At 73.9% G+C, this 12,519-nt stretch carries 11 protein-coding genes; 3 read left to right on the top strand and 8 right to left on the bottom strand.

Features of this window, described 5'->3' with window-relative positions; all coding sequences use genetic code 11:
* A partial coding sequence (locus tag AC0CYZ_RS02680; RefSeq protein WP_472212096.1) for a L,D-transpeptidase family protein occupies window positions 1-602 on the top strand: 602 nt, incomplete at its 5' end.
* On the opposite strand, the gene AC0CYZ_RS02685 is transcribed toward AC0CYZ_RS02680, so the two are convergent.
* From AC0CYZ_RS02685 to AC0CYZ_RS02695, 3 genes are read right to left on the bottom strand one after another with little or no spacing between them, the layout of a single operon-like run.
* On the bottom strand, window positions 583-1,170 hold the full coding sequence (locus AC0CYZ_RS02685) for a thermonuclease family protein (protein ID WP_472212098.1): 588 nt from the start codon (window positions 1,168-1,170) through the stop codon (window positions 583-585). The genes AC0CYZ_RS02680 and AC0CYZ_RS02685 overlap by 20 nt on opposite strands.
* Before the next feature lie 42 nt (window positions 1,171-1,212).
* Window positions 1,213-2,469, bottom strand: a complete 1,257-nt coding sequence (locus AC0CYZ_RS02690; protein WP_472212100.1) for a cytochrome P450 — start codon at window positions 2,467-2,469, stop codon at window positions 1,213-1,215.
* Window positions 2,466-3,161, bottom strand: coding sequence for a TetR/AcrR family transcriptional regulator (locus AC0CYZ_RS02695; RefSeq protein WP_472212102.1), 696 nt, complete (start codon window positions 3,159-3,161; stop codon window positions 2,466-2,468). The genes AC0CYZ_RS02690 and AC0CYZ_RS02695 overlap by 4 nt, the downstream gene beginning before the upstream one ends.
* 198 nt (window positions 3,162-3,359) lie before the next feature.
* On the opposite strand from AC0CYZ_RS02695, the gene AC0CYZ_RS02700 reads away from it, so the two are divergent.
* Window positions 3,360-4,397: a phosphotransferase family protein gene (locus AC0CYZ_RS02700; RefSeq protein WP_472212104.1), complete on the top strand. Its 1,038-nt coding sequence runs from the start codon at window positions 3,360-3,362 to the stop codon at window positions 4,395-4,397.
* Window positions 4,398-4,429: 32 nt separating this feature from the next.
* Here AC0CYZ_RS02700 and AC0CYZ_RS02705 read toward each other — a convergent pair whose 3' ends face one another.
* From AC0CYZ_RS02705 to boxC, 4 genes are all read right to left on the bottom strand, one after another.
* Complete coding sequence (locus AC0CYZ_RS02705) at window positions 4,430-6,580, bottom strand: bifunctional lysylphosphatidylglycerol flippase/synthetase MprF (RefSeq protein WP_472212106.1); 2,151 nt, start codon at window positions 6,578-6,580, stop codon at window positions 4,430-4,432.
* A gap of 135 nt (window positions 6,581-6,715) precedes the next feature.
* Entirely contained in the window at window positions 6,716-8,347 is a 1,632-nt protein-coding gene (locus AC0CYZ_RS02710; protein ID WP_472212108.1) for a benzoate-CoA ligase family protein, read from the bottom strand.
* A gap of 50 nt (window positions 8,348-8,397) precedes the next feature.
* The gene (gene boxB / locus AC0CYZ_RS02715) at window positions 8,398-9,825 is read right to left on the bottom strand and encodes a benzoyl-CoA 2,3-epoxidase subunit BoxB (protein WP_472212110.1); all 1,428 of its coding nucleotides are present in this window, start codon (window positions 9,823-9,825) and stop codon (window positions 8,398-8,400) included.
* Between the two features lies 1 nt (window position 9,826).
* Window positions 9,827-11,527 (bottom strand): 2,3-epoxybenzoyl-CoA dihydrolase, encoded by a 1,701-nt coding sequence (gene boxC, locus AC0CYZ_RS02720; protein ID WP_472212116.1) that lies wholly within the window; start codon window positions 11,525-11,527, stop codon window positions 9,827-9,829.
* Between the two features lie 136 nt (window positions 11,528-11,663).
* On the opposite strand from boxC, the gene AC0CYZ_RS02725 reads away from it, so the two are divergent.
* On the top strand, window positions 11,664-12,125 hold the full coding sequence (locus AC0CYZ_RS02725; RefSeq protein ID WP_472212112.1) for a GNAT family N-acetyltransferase: 462 nt from the start codon (window positions 11,664-11,666) through the stop codon (window positions 12,123-12,125).
* 83 nt (window positions 12,126-12,208) lie between these two features.
* Here the strand turns inward: AC0CYZ_RS02725 and AC0CYZ_RS02730 are convergent.
* Window positions 12,209-12,519 (bottom strand): mycothiol transferase (locus AC0CYZ_RS02730; protein WP_472212114.1); only part of this gene is annotated, 311 nt, incomplete at its 5' end.

Below are 12,519 nucleotides of genomic sequence, written 5' to 3' on the forward strand. Positions count from 1 at the left end.
CCGCGCCCGGCGTCCCGCCCCGGCTGGCGGGCCTGCCCGCGAGGACGACCCAGGCGGTCCTCGTCGACGCACCCTCGCCCGGCGCGACCACCGCCACCGTCTCGGCCTGGACCCGCACCGGCAGCGGCTGGACCGCCTTCCTCCCGCCCACGCCGGCGTTCCTCGGCCGCGACGGCATGGGCCCCTCGAGCGAGCAGAGCGCCCGCACCCCCGCCGGCACCTTCGGGATCACCCGGGCCTTCGGCCGGCTCGCCGATCCCGGCACCGCCCTGCCGTACTCACAGGTCGGTGCTGACGACTGGTGGGTCGGCGACACCGCGAGCCCGCTCTACAACACCCACCAGGTCTGCGCGCCCGGCCGCTGCCGCTTCGACGTGCGCGCCTCGGAGAACCTGCAGGCCGCGGGCCACGCCTACGACCACGCGATCGTCATCGACGCCAACACCGACCCGGTCCGCCCGGGCGCCGGCTCGGCCTACTTCCTGCACATCGGGGACCACCCGACCGCGGGCTGCGTCGCCACCGACGAGGGCACCGTCGTCCGGCTGATGCGCTGGCTGGCGCCGGGCGCGCGCCCGGTGATCAGCCTGGCGTCGCGCTGACCGCCGCGGCCGCGCCGCCCACGCACGGCGGGCCCCACAGCCCGCGCCCGGCCGCCCGAGCCCGGTCGGCGGCCGCGCGGACCGCCGGCATGCGCTCGGGCGGCGCGTCAGCGGCGTAGCTGCTGACGACGCCGGCCTCGGCCGCGAGCACCGCGTACTCCCCCGACGAGAGCGAGACCCAGGTCAGCGCGCGGGAGAACCGGTCGGAGCGGCCGTCCCCGGCCAGGGTCACGGCGCGCCCGGCGAGGGTCCGGCGGGCGAAGGCCATGGCCTGGTCGGCGTAGCAGCGTGCCGGCGGCTGGACGCCGAGCGCCCGGACGCGCAGCGTGCGGCCGTCCTCGAGCCGCACGTCCATCGTCACCGGGTCGGCGACGGCGAGCACCGTCGCCGGCGTGCCCCCGTCGGGGTCCGGGCCGACGACGGCGGGCGCGGTGACCGCGGCCGCCGCCGTCGGCGCGCTCGAGGCACCCGACCCGACGCGCACCGCTCCGGTGAGGATCGCGACCGCCGCGATCAGCCCGACCAGACATGCCGCAGAGAGGAGGATTCGCGCCGGCCCCGGGGTCACACCGGTCAGTGTGACGCACGGTGAGAAGATGCCCGCACAGGGTCACCCCTCGTGACGGGGCGTGCCACGCACGGGCAGGTTCCGGACCCCGAGCACCCCCCGCGGGTACGGGCGCAGCGCCGCCGCGTCGGTGTCGACCGGGTCGAGCGCGGCGTAGCGGGCGGTCAGCTCCTCCAGGGCGACGCGGCCCTCCAGGCGGGCCAGCGGCGCCCCGAGGCAGAAGTGCACGCCGTGACCGAACGCGGTCTGCGCGCCGCCGCCGATGCCCCGGTCCAGGACGAACGCCTCGGGGTCGGCGAACGCGCGCTCGTCGTGGTTGGCCGAGAGCAGGGAGGGCAGCACGAAGCGGTCGGCGGGGATCGTCGTGCCCGCGATCTCGACGTCGCGGGTGGTCACGCGCCCGGTCTGCGCGAACGGCGAGCGCAGCCGCAGCACCTCCTCGATCGCGGCGGGGATGGAGGCCGGGTCCTCCCCCAGCACGGTCCAGACGTTCCGCCCGTCGGGCAGCGGGTGGTCGTGGAAGGTCCGCAGGGCGTTCCCGAGCAGCACCGTGGTCGTGATGTGCCCGGCGAGCAGGAGCAGGAGCGAGAAGTTGGCGGCCTCCTCGTCGTCGAGCAGCACCGGCGACCCGTCGGTGACGATCTCGGCGGCGACCAGCGCGGTGATCAGGTCGTCGCCCGCGGTGCCGTCGGCCACGGCGGCGCGGCGCTCCCGGACCCGCTCGACGAGGTAGCCCCGGATGTCGGCCATCGCGGCCTCGACCCGCGGGCCGAGCTCGGGGTCGGTCGGGTCGTCGACCTGCATCGAGAACAGCCGGTCGGCCCACTCGCGGAACATCCCGTGGTCGGAGGCGGGCAGGCCGAGCATCTCGGCGATCACGGTGACGGGCAGCGGGAAGGCGAGGGCGTCGACGAGGTCGAACGCGTCCCCCGCGACGTCGTCGAGCAGGCTGCGGGTGATCGCCCGGATGCGGGGCTCCAGGGCGGCGACGCGCTTCGGGGTGAACGCCGAGGAGACGACCATCCGCATCCGGCGGTGCTCCGGCGGGTCGATCTGGGTGAGCATGCCGCGGTTGGTGGTCCGCGCGACGGGCGAGAGCCGGCCGGTGTCCGACGAGAACGTGGCGGGGTCGCGGAGCACGGTGTGCACGTCGGCGTGGCGGAAGACGTGGTACATGCCGAAGCGGTCGCGCCACACCGGCTGCTCGTCGCGCATGCGGGCGAGCCAGGCGAGCAGCGCGGGCTCGTCGGCGGTGGTCGGGGCGTCGTGGTCGGCGGGGGCGGGTTCGGTGGTGGTCATGACCCCTCCTGGGGGCTCTCGGGCAGGGACCGGCCCATCTCGTCGAGCAGGCCGGAGTAGTGGGCGTCGACCTCCGCGGCCGCGACGGCGAGGGCGTCACCGGTCGGGAGGTCGGCGGGTTCGAAGGCGCGGCGCACGACGAGCGCGAGGGCGTCGGCGCGCGCGGACAGCTCGGCGCCGCCCGCGAGCTCGTCACCGAGGAAGAAGCCGAGCGTGGCGGCCGCGAGGCGGTAGTACAGCGTGGGATCGGTGGCCGGGTCGTCGGCGAGCAGCCCGTGGCGGTACAGCAGGCCGAGGTGACGGGCTCGGTGGGCGGCGCTCTCGCCGACCACCGACCGGCCGATCTTGGTGTCCGACGCGAGCGCGCCGAGCAGGCCAGCGTCGCCGGTGTAGAGCGCCCGCGCGAGCGGCCGGCGCATGATCACGAGGAACGAGTCGCGCATCGTCCGGTGCAGGACGACGTGCTCCGGGTCGGCCCGCAGCGCCGCCACGTGCTCGCGCCCGACCGCGACGCCCTCCCGTACCAGCACCGCCCCGAAGAGCTCGAGCTTGCTCGGCCAGTGCAGGTAGACGGTGCCCTTCCCGACGCCGGCCCGGGCGGCGACGTCGGCGATCGTCACCTTCCGGTAGCCGAGGGCGACCATCAGCTCGCCGGCCGCGTCGAGGACGCGGTGGGCCCGCGCGTCGCTCATGCCGGCCTCCTCGCCGCCCGTCGTGACCAACTTTCACATCTGGTCATGCGGTCACGGTAGCCCTCGTCGGGGGCGCGGGGAAGGGCCCGTCGGCGGACCCGCGGACACGGCCCACGGCGCTATACGCTCTGCCGCGATGACGCACGACGAGGCAGTGCCGCAGCGGTCCGGGTCGGTCGTCCACGCCGGGGGGACGCGGTGAGCGCCCCGGGCGTCTCCGGCGACCCCGGGGTCCCGGACGCCGCCGTCGAGTGGTTCCGGCGCTCGGTCCCCGACATCTCCGGTGACGTGACCTTCGAGCGGATCACCGGCGGGCGCTCCAACCTCACCTACCGGGTCACCGACGGGGCCGGCACGACGTGGGCGCTGCGCCGCCCGCCGCTGGGCGGGGTGCTCGAGACCGCGCACGACATGGGCCGCGAGTGGCGCTTCCTCTCCGCCCTGGCGCCCACCGACGTGCCGGTGCCGGTCCCGGTCGCGTTCTGCGACGACCGCGACGTCGCCGGCGTCGACTTCTACGTCATGGACTTCGCCGAGGGCCGGGTCCTCAACAGCCTCGCCGACGGCGAGCGGGTCCCGGAGGCGTCGAAGGCCCGCGTCGGCGAGTCGACGATGGACGTGCTCGCCGCCCTGCACGCCGTCCAGCCCGGGGAGGTCGGGCTGGACGACCTCGCGCGGCCCGGCAACTTCGTCGAGCGCCAGCTCCGGCGCTGGCACCGCCAGGCCCACTCCTCGGCGATGGAGGACCTCTCCGCGATCGACGCGGCGCACGAGGCGCTCGCGGAGCGCATCCCGGAGGCCCCGCCGAACCGGATCGCCCACGGCGACTACCGCACCGGCAACATCGCCTACACCGACGCGGGCCAGGCGGTCGCGGTGTTCGACTGGGAGCTGGCGACGATCGGCGACCCGTTCTGCGACCTCGGGCACCTGCTCGTGTCGTGGTCCGAGCCCGGCGACGCGGTGCCCGCCGCCCTGCCCGGCCCCACCGGCGCCGGCGGGTTCCCGACGCGGGCCCAGCTGATCGACCGCTACGAGGCCGCGACCGGCACGAAGCTGCCCGACATCGAGTTCTACATGGCGTTCGCGCGGTGGCGGGCGGCCTGCATCCACGCCGGGGTCTGGACCCGCTACCAGGCGGGCGACATGGGCGAGGCCGAGGACGCCGACGAGGTCACCGGCCCGGCGGCGATCGACGAGCAGGCCCGGGCGGCGCTGGACGAGCTCCGCAGGTGAACGATCGTCGTCGTCAGGGCGACGACGATCGTTCACGTGCGCGTCAGCGCCACCAGCTCCCGCACCCCGGCGTCGGGCAGGTACGCGCGCCCGATCCCGAGCCCCACCCGCGGCAGGTCGCCCTCGTCGCGGAACACCAGGTACATCGGCTCGTGGCGCGGACGGAACTTCGCCTTGAACTGGTGCAGTGACCGGAAGCCGTAGTAGGGCTCGAGCAGCGCGCCGAGCTGGTCGAGCACCCGGTCGAGCACCGGCGCCGACACCTCGTCGGAACGCTCGGAGCGGGCCAGCGGCGCCCCCGACAGCGACACGAACCGCGCGCCCTCGGCCTGGAAGGTCAGGCACGCCGAGGCGATGAGGTACTCGACGACCGCGCGGAACCCCTCGTTGCGCCGGCGCATGACGTCCAGCGTCCAGCCGACGACCACCCGGTCCGGCCCGTAGACCGGCAGCCACGAGGTGACCCCGTGCACGGTGCCCTCGGCGTCGATCGCGAGCCCGGTGCGGACCTCGGAGTCGAGGGCCTCCTCCACCCCGCCGAGCGTGAAGCCCATCTCGGGCAGGCCCTTGTCGCCGACCCACTCCTCCGAGATCGCCCGGACCTGCGCGACGAGCGCCCGCGGCTCCTCCCCGAGGTGCACCATGCGGTGCTCGATCCCCGACTTGTCCGCGCGGTTGAACGCGCTGCGGACCGCCTGCCAGGCCTTGCCCTTGAACTCCAGCCCGTCGAGGTCGATCAGGGTGTCCTCGGCGACCTGCAGCGCGCGCCAGCCCTGCGCGCGGGCGGCGTCGGCCAGGGCCGGCGTCGTGGAGAACAGGCACGGCACCCAGCCGGAGCGTTCCGCGAGCGTGCGGAAGTCGGAGAGGGCGTCGTCGAAGCGGGCGGGTTCGACGACCGGGTCGCCGAGCGCGACCGCGACACCGGCGTGCACGCGGTAGGCCACGATCCCGTCGGCGGTGGCCAGGTAGCGGTTCTCCGGCCAGGTCGTCATCCACGAGATCGTCGACCCGCCGTGGACGTGCAGGGCCACGCGCGCGGCCTTGGGCCCGGCCGCGGGCCCGGTGTCGCCGCGGCGGCGCAGGGCCCGCCGCGAGGGCACCGCGAACGCGGCGCGCCCGACGACGAGCCACACCAGCAGGGCGGTCCAGAGCACCGCGTTCGGCACGAACACCGCGAGCCCGACCAGCTCGACCTGGTCCATCTGCCCGGTGACGTGGCCCCACACGACGGCGGCGATCACCACGAGACCGAGCAGCGCGTAGAGCGCGCCCAGCAGCAGGCTCACGACCCAGGCCGGCCGGCGCCCGCGTCGCAGGCCCTCGGCGAGCAGCAGCGACACGACCACGGAGATCGTGGTCTCGAGGACCGAGGAGTCCGAGGCGGTGTTGCCCAGCGGCCCGACGACGGGCACCACGAGGGTGATCACCCGGATCGCGGCGATGACGACGAGCCCGACGGCGGCGATCAGGCGCCATTCCCGGCGACCCGCGTGGATCGTCGCGGGGGCGGGCACGGCGGCCGGGCCGGCGAGCCGGCGGGCGAGCGGCAGCGCCAGGACCAGCGCGAAGGCGTGCGCGAGGTCGGCGAGCCCGCCGAGGAAGAGCAGCCCGACGGCGGCGACGCCCACGAGCACCACCCGCAGCCGCAGCCGCCACGGGGCGTGCAGCGTCACCGCGGTCATCGCGAGCGCCGCGAACATGCCCGCCGAGAAGCCGGTGTCGGTCTCGGTGGCGAGCCGGTCCGCCCAGGCCCACGGGGTGGCCGCGACGGCGAGGACGAGCGCGATCGTCAGCAGCACGGCGGCGAGCTGGAAGGCGATCGTGACGACCGCGGTGCGTCGGGTCCCGCAGCGGATCTCGGCCCAGCCCACCGCGACGGCGAACAGGCCGAGTGTGAGCACGTAGACCGCGGGGTGACCGGCCACCAGGGCGCCGGTGACGAGCGTCCAGACGTGGCCGTCGAGCAGGGTGGGCGGCCCGTAGGCGAGATCGATCGCGCTCGGCCGGTCGGCCAGCGGGGACCAGAACGCGCCGGTGACGATCCCCAGGACGACCATCACGACGACGACGGAGGCGGTGAACGGCACCCGTCGCGCCAGGCCGACGACGCCGCGCCCGCGCCGGGCCCAGGCCTCGCGCCGCGCGGACCCGGCGGACTCCTCGGGCGCCGTGGTCACCGACATGTGCTCTCCTCGGGCTTCACCCAGCGCGGTCGCGCCTGGCCCGAACGAGGGCAGCGCAGATCCAGTGTCGGAGACCGGCGCGCGAATGACAACGCTTCGTGATCACAGCTCGGCATCCGTGAGGGCGGAGCGCACCTACGCGGGCTGCGCGGACGCCGCCAACCGATCGGCCGCGAGCTCGCGGACGAGGAAGCGCTGCACCTTGCCGGTCGCGGTGCGCGGCACCGTGTCGATCTCCAGCACGCGGCTCGGCTTCTTGAACGACGCGAGCCCCTCGCGGCACCAGGCGATCAACGCGTCCTCGTCCACGACGGCGCCCTCGGCGGGGACCACGCAGGCGACGGTCCGGTCGAGCCCGTCGGCGTCGGGGACCCCCACGACGACCACCTCGGCCACCGACGGGTGCAGGACCAGCCGCTCCTCGACCTCCATCGGCGTGACCCAGATGCCGCCGACCTTCAGGACGTCGTCGGTGCGGCCCAGGCACTGGTAGGTGCCGTCCGGATTGCGGACGTAGGTGTCCCCGGTGCGCATCCACTCGCCCTCGAACACCCGGCGGTTCACGTCGGTGCGGCACCAGTAGCCGGTGCAGAGCGAGTCGGCGCGCAGGTAGAGCGTGCCCTTGGTGCCGTCCGGGACCACCGACCCGTCGTCGTCGCGGATCTCCACCTCGTACCCGGGCACCGGCACGCCCGACGTCCCCGGCGCCACCTCGCCCGCCCGGTTCGAGAGGTAGATGTGCAGGGCCTCGGTCGAGCCGATGCCGTCGAGCACCTCGACCCCGAAGCGGTCCCGCATCCCGACGACCATGCGCGCCGGCAGCGCCTCCCCCGCGCTGACGCCCTGGCGGACGCGCCGGAAGGTGTCGTCGGGCAGGTCGCTGGCCAGCAGCGGGCCGTAGACGCTGGGGCTGCCGTAGAACAGCGTCACCGGGTGGGCCGCGAGGATCTCGGCGATCGCCGCCGGCGACGGCCGCCCCGGGGCCAGGACCGCGGAGGCCCCGACGGCGAGCGGGAAGAACATCGAGTTCCCGATGCCGTAGGCGAAGAACAGCTTCGCGACCGAGAAGCAGACGTCGTCGGCGCGGATGCCGAGCACCTGGGCGCCGTAGGTCTCGCAGACGGTGCGGATGTCCGCGTGGCGGTGCATCGCGGCCTTCGGGGTGCCCGTCGTGCCGCTGGTGTAGAGCCACAGCGCGGGCGACTCGTCCCACGTCGGGTAGAGCGAGTCGTCCCCGCCCTCCGCCGCCGCGAGCAGGTCGGCCCAGCTGCGCGTGCGCACCGTGTAGCCGGCCAGCGGGTCCGGGTCGGTCACCGCGACGTTCGCGGGGGTCACGACGACGTCGAGCAGGTCCGGCCGGTCCTCCGCGGCGAGGGCGACCGCGGCACGGGCCACCTCGCCGAACTCCGGCGAGCAGATCAGCAGCGGAGCGCGGGAGTCGACGACGAGCTTGGCGAGCTCGGCGCCGCGCAGCATCGTCGACACCGGGACCGCGACCGCGCCCATCCGCATCGCGGCGAGGATCGCGGTGAACAGCTCGACCCCGTCCGAGGCGCACAGGAGCACCCGCTGCTCGGGGCGCACCCCGAGAGCGCGCAGCCCGGCGGCGACGCGCCGGACCTCCCCCGCGAGCTCGCCGTAGTCGACCCTGCGGACACCGTCGGGGACGATCGCCCGGATCGCCGGCCGGCGTCCCGCGCCGGCCGCGTCGAGGTGCCGGTCGACGAGGTAGTGCGACGCGTTGAACTGCTGGTGGTGGGACAGCACATCAACCGCCTCTGTGCGATCGAGCGGGAAGTGGCGACGATGTCAGAGACTCAGTGGAAGTGCACGTACTCGTAGTCGACGGGCTTGTCGTTGATCCCGGTCGACGGCGGGGCGATCCAGCCGGCGATCTTCCCGGGCTCGAGGACCGGGTGCATGAGGCCGCGGACGTGGGTCTTGTCGACCTCGGTGGGCAGCCAGGAGTCCTTCTGCGCGTTCCACTCCGACTCCGAGACCACGCGGCCGTCGGGGGTGATGCTCGCGCCCGCGAACGCGCCGACCTGCCGGTTGAACCCGACGTGGGGCAGGTACAGCTCGGCGTCGATCCCGGCCTTGGCCAGGATGCGGTTCCAGCGCTTGAGCCCGGTCCGGCAGTCGCTGATGTACTCGTGGCGCAGGTCCTGGTTGAGCGCCAGCAGCGCCGGGACCTCGTTCTGCGTGACCTGTCCCTCGCGGAAGGCGTCGACCGCGCCCGCGTCGTTCGAGAGCACGTGGTCGTCGTCGCGGCGCTCCTCCTGCCAGCGGCCCTTGAGCCCCGCGGTGAAGTAGTTCGCGGCGTTCGTCGAGGACTCGTTGCCGAACAGGTCCAGCGAGACCGTGTAGTGGAAGTTGATGTACTTCTGGATCATCGTCAGCGGGATGCCGCCCGCGCCGGCTACCGCCTCGGTGTCGTGGTCCTGCATCAGCTCGGCGGTCCGGCGCACCACGCGGTCGATGCCCGTGGTGCCCACGAACATGTGGTGGGCCTCCTCCTTGAGCATGAACTCGCAGGTGCGGCTCAGCGGGTCGAAGCCCGACTCCTTCAGCGTCCCGAGCTGGTACTTGCCGTCCCGGTCGGTGAAGTAGGTGAACATGTAGAACGACAGCCAGTCCGGGGTCTCCTCGTTGAAGGCCCCGAGGATGCGCGGCGAGTCGTCCGAGCCGGAGTTGCGCGCCAGGAGCTGGTCGGCCTCCTCGCGCCCGGCCCGCCCGAAGTAGGCGTGGAGCAGGTAGACCATCGCCCAGAGGTGACGTCCCTCCTCGACGTTGACCTGGAACAGGTTGCGCATGTCGTAGAGCGACGGGGCGGTGGCGCCCAGGAAGCGCTGCTGCTCGACCGAGGCCGGCTCCGTGTCGCCTTGGATGACGATGAGTCGCTGCAGGTCCGCCCGGTACTCGCCGGGGACCTCCTGCCACACCGGCTCGCCCTTGTGCTCGCCGAACGCGATCCTCCGGTCCGGGTCGTGCTCGGAGAGGAAGACCCCCCAGCGGTACTCGTTCATGGGGACGTGGTCGAAGTGCGCCCAGCCGTCGCGCCCGACGTCCACCGCGGTGCGCAGGTAGACGTCCTTGGTGTCGACGGCGGGTCCCATGTCGGCCCACCAGTCGAGGAAGTTGGGCTGCCAGCGCTCGAGGGCGCGCTGGAGCTTGCGGTCGCCGGCGAGGTCGACGTTGTTCGGGATCTTCGAGTCGAAGTCGATCTTCGGACGCGCGCTCGTCATCTCACACTCGCTTCTGGTCGAAGTCGGCCTTGCGGCCGGTGCCGTACTTCCGCAGCGCGCCGTCGGGGCCGCTCGCGTTGGGCCGGACGAAGATCCAGTTCTGCCAGGCCGTGAGCCGACCGAAGATCCGGGTCTCCATGGTCTCGGGGCCGACGAACCGGTGGTTGGCCTCCATGCCGGTCAGGGCGTCGGGGCTCAGCGAGGCCCGCTCCTCGAGCAGGATCCGGATCTCGTCGGTCCAGTCGATGTCGTCGGGGGCGTCGGTCACCAGGCCCAGGTCGTCCGCGTCGGCGGCGAAGAGCTCCTCGCCGCGACGGTCCCCGATCGCCGCGAACGCCTCGTCGTCGCCGTAGAAGCGGCTGCCGAGCCGGGTCAGCCCGTTGCCCATCGGGAAGGTGCCGAACTGCGCGTCGGTGACGACGAGGACGGCCGGCTCGGTGGCCGCCGCGCCGCTGGGCAGCGTGGCGTCCTCGTCCTCCTCGAAGGTCCCCTCGAGCATGTACTGCCGGTCGCAGGCCAGCGCGAGCTCCAGGAACGGCCCGGCGAAGCAGCTGCCCGGCTCGATCAGGGCGATGAGGCTGCGGCTGGTGACGTCGAGGCGCTTGAGCACGCGCTTGAGGTAGCGGGTGGTCTCGGCGACCAGCCAGTCGTCCTGGTGGTCCGCGATCAGCCGGTCGGCGGCCAGCGCCGCCTCGGTCGGGCCCTCGGTGAGCAGCAGCCACGTGCCGATCTCGAGCTCGTTGGTGCGCAGCCGCAGGATCGCGTCGTCGAGCTCGCGGGTGATGGCCAGCAGCGGGTGCGCCGCGCCCTGCTCGTGGAGCGCGGCCGGGTCGTCGCCCAGCTCGTCGGGCAACGCGACGACGATCGTGGCCGTCCGCGCCTCGCGGTCGATCGCGACGCGGACGTGGTCGTAGGTGAGGCCTTCGTCGGTCTCGTGCCGCGCCAACGGCGTCAGGCTGATCCCGGCCGCGTCGGCGGGGCGGCTGCTGGCGGCGGCGGCCTCCGCGGCGCGCTCGGCCACCACGCGGTCCCACTCGCGACGCGGGACGGCCTCGTCGACGAGCCGCCACTCGACGGCCTTCTTACCGCCGAAGCCCTCGGACTTGGTGGCGAACACGTCGGCGCGGTCCTTGCGGACCTTGCGCTTGTCGATCACGCGGGTCAGGCCGCCGGTGCCGGGCAGGACGCCGAGCAGCGGGACCTCCGGGAGGCTCACCGCGGACGACCGGTCGTCCACCAGCAGGATGCGGTCGCACGCCAGCGCCATCTCGTAGCCGCCGCCGGCCGCGGTGCCGTTGAGCGCGGCGATCCACGTCTGGCCCGCGTCGGTCATGTCCTCGATGCCGTTGCGGGTCTCGTTGGTGAACTTGCAGAAGTTCACCTTCCACGGGTGGCTCGACGCGGCGAGCATCCGGATGTTCGCGCCCGCGCAGAAGTTCGAGTCCTTGCCGCTGGTGAGCACGACGCTGCGGACGCCCGGGTGCTCGAAGCGCAGCCGCTGCGTGAGGTCGTAGAGCTCGATGTCGACGCCGAGGTCGTACGAGTTCAGCTTCAGCTCGTACCCCGGGACGATCCCGCCGTCCTCGGCCACGTCCAGGTACACCGTCGCCGTCTCGCCGTCGACGTCGAACCGCCAGTGCCGGTAGCGCGCCGGGTCGGTGTCGAAGTCGACCCGCGGCGGGGCGTCCGGAGCGCCCGCCACCGCGGAGTCCTCCGCGACGTTGACCGGTTCCTCCAGGACCGTCACCGTGAGACCTCCCCTTGTCGTCTGGGCCACATTCTACGAGACTCTGACGACAGGGGGAAGAGGCGTAGACATTCGACGGAGAGGGCGAGCGGTGACCGACGGTGCACCTGAGCTGACCTGGACGGCCGAGCCCACCCCGCGCTGGGACGCGGACAAGGCGGCGGCCTTCTCACCCGCGGGCCCGACCGTCCACGGGCTCGGCACCCCGGACGAGGGCGACGCGCTCGGCGACGCGTGGTGGCGCGTCGAGACCGCCGACGGCGAGGTCGCGGGCTTCGGCCGCCTCGACGACACCTGGGGCGACGCGGAGGTGCTCGTCGCCGTGGTCCCGGCCTTCCGCCAGCGCGGGGTCGGGGCGTGGGCGATGGACCGGCTCGCCGAGGAGGCCGCGGCCCGCTCGCTGAACTACGTCTACAACGTCGTGCCGGTCGCTCACCCCGACCGCGAGGCCGTGACCGCGTGGCTCGGCGTCCAGAACTTCGACACCCGCGAGACCGGCGAACTGCGCCGCCGCGTCACCACCCGGGCGGCGACGACCGCCCCGTCGCAGTAGGCCCTCGCTCGCGGATCCACGAGCGGTCCGTTCGTCACGGTCCTGGGTGAGCAGCGGACCGTTCGTCCTGTTCGGGGTGGCCCTCAGCCCATCGTCTTCGCACCGTCGAGGGCCTCGCGGACGATGTCGGCGTGCCCGGCGTGCTGGGCTGTCTCCCCGACGATGTGGAGCAGGACGCGGCGCACCGACCGCGACGCGCCCGGCTCGAACCACGGCGCCTCGGGCAGCGGGTAGGAGGCGTCGAGGTCCGCGTCGACGACGAACGCGTCGGTCGCCGCCCCGACCTCCTCGTAGCGGGCGAGCACCCCCTCGAGGGTCTCGTCGCCGACCAGGTTGAACTCGTCGTGGCGCAGGTCGCCGTCCGCCATGCGCTGCTGGATCACCGGGTCGTCCC

The sequence above is a fragment of the Actinomycetospora sp. genome (assembly GCF_055612215.1).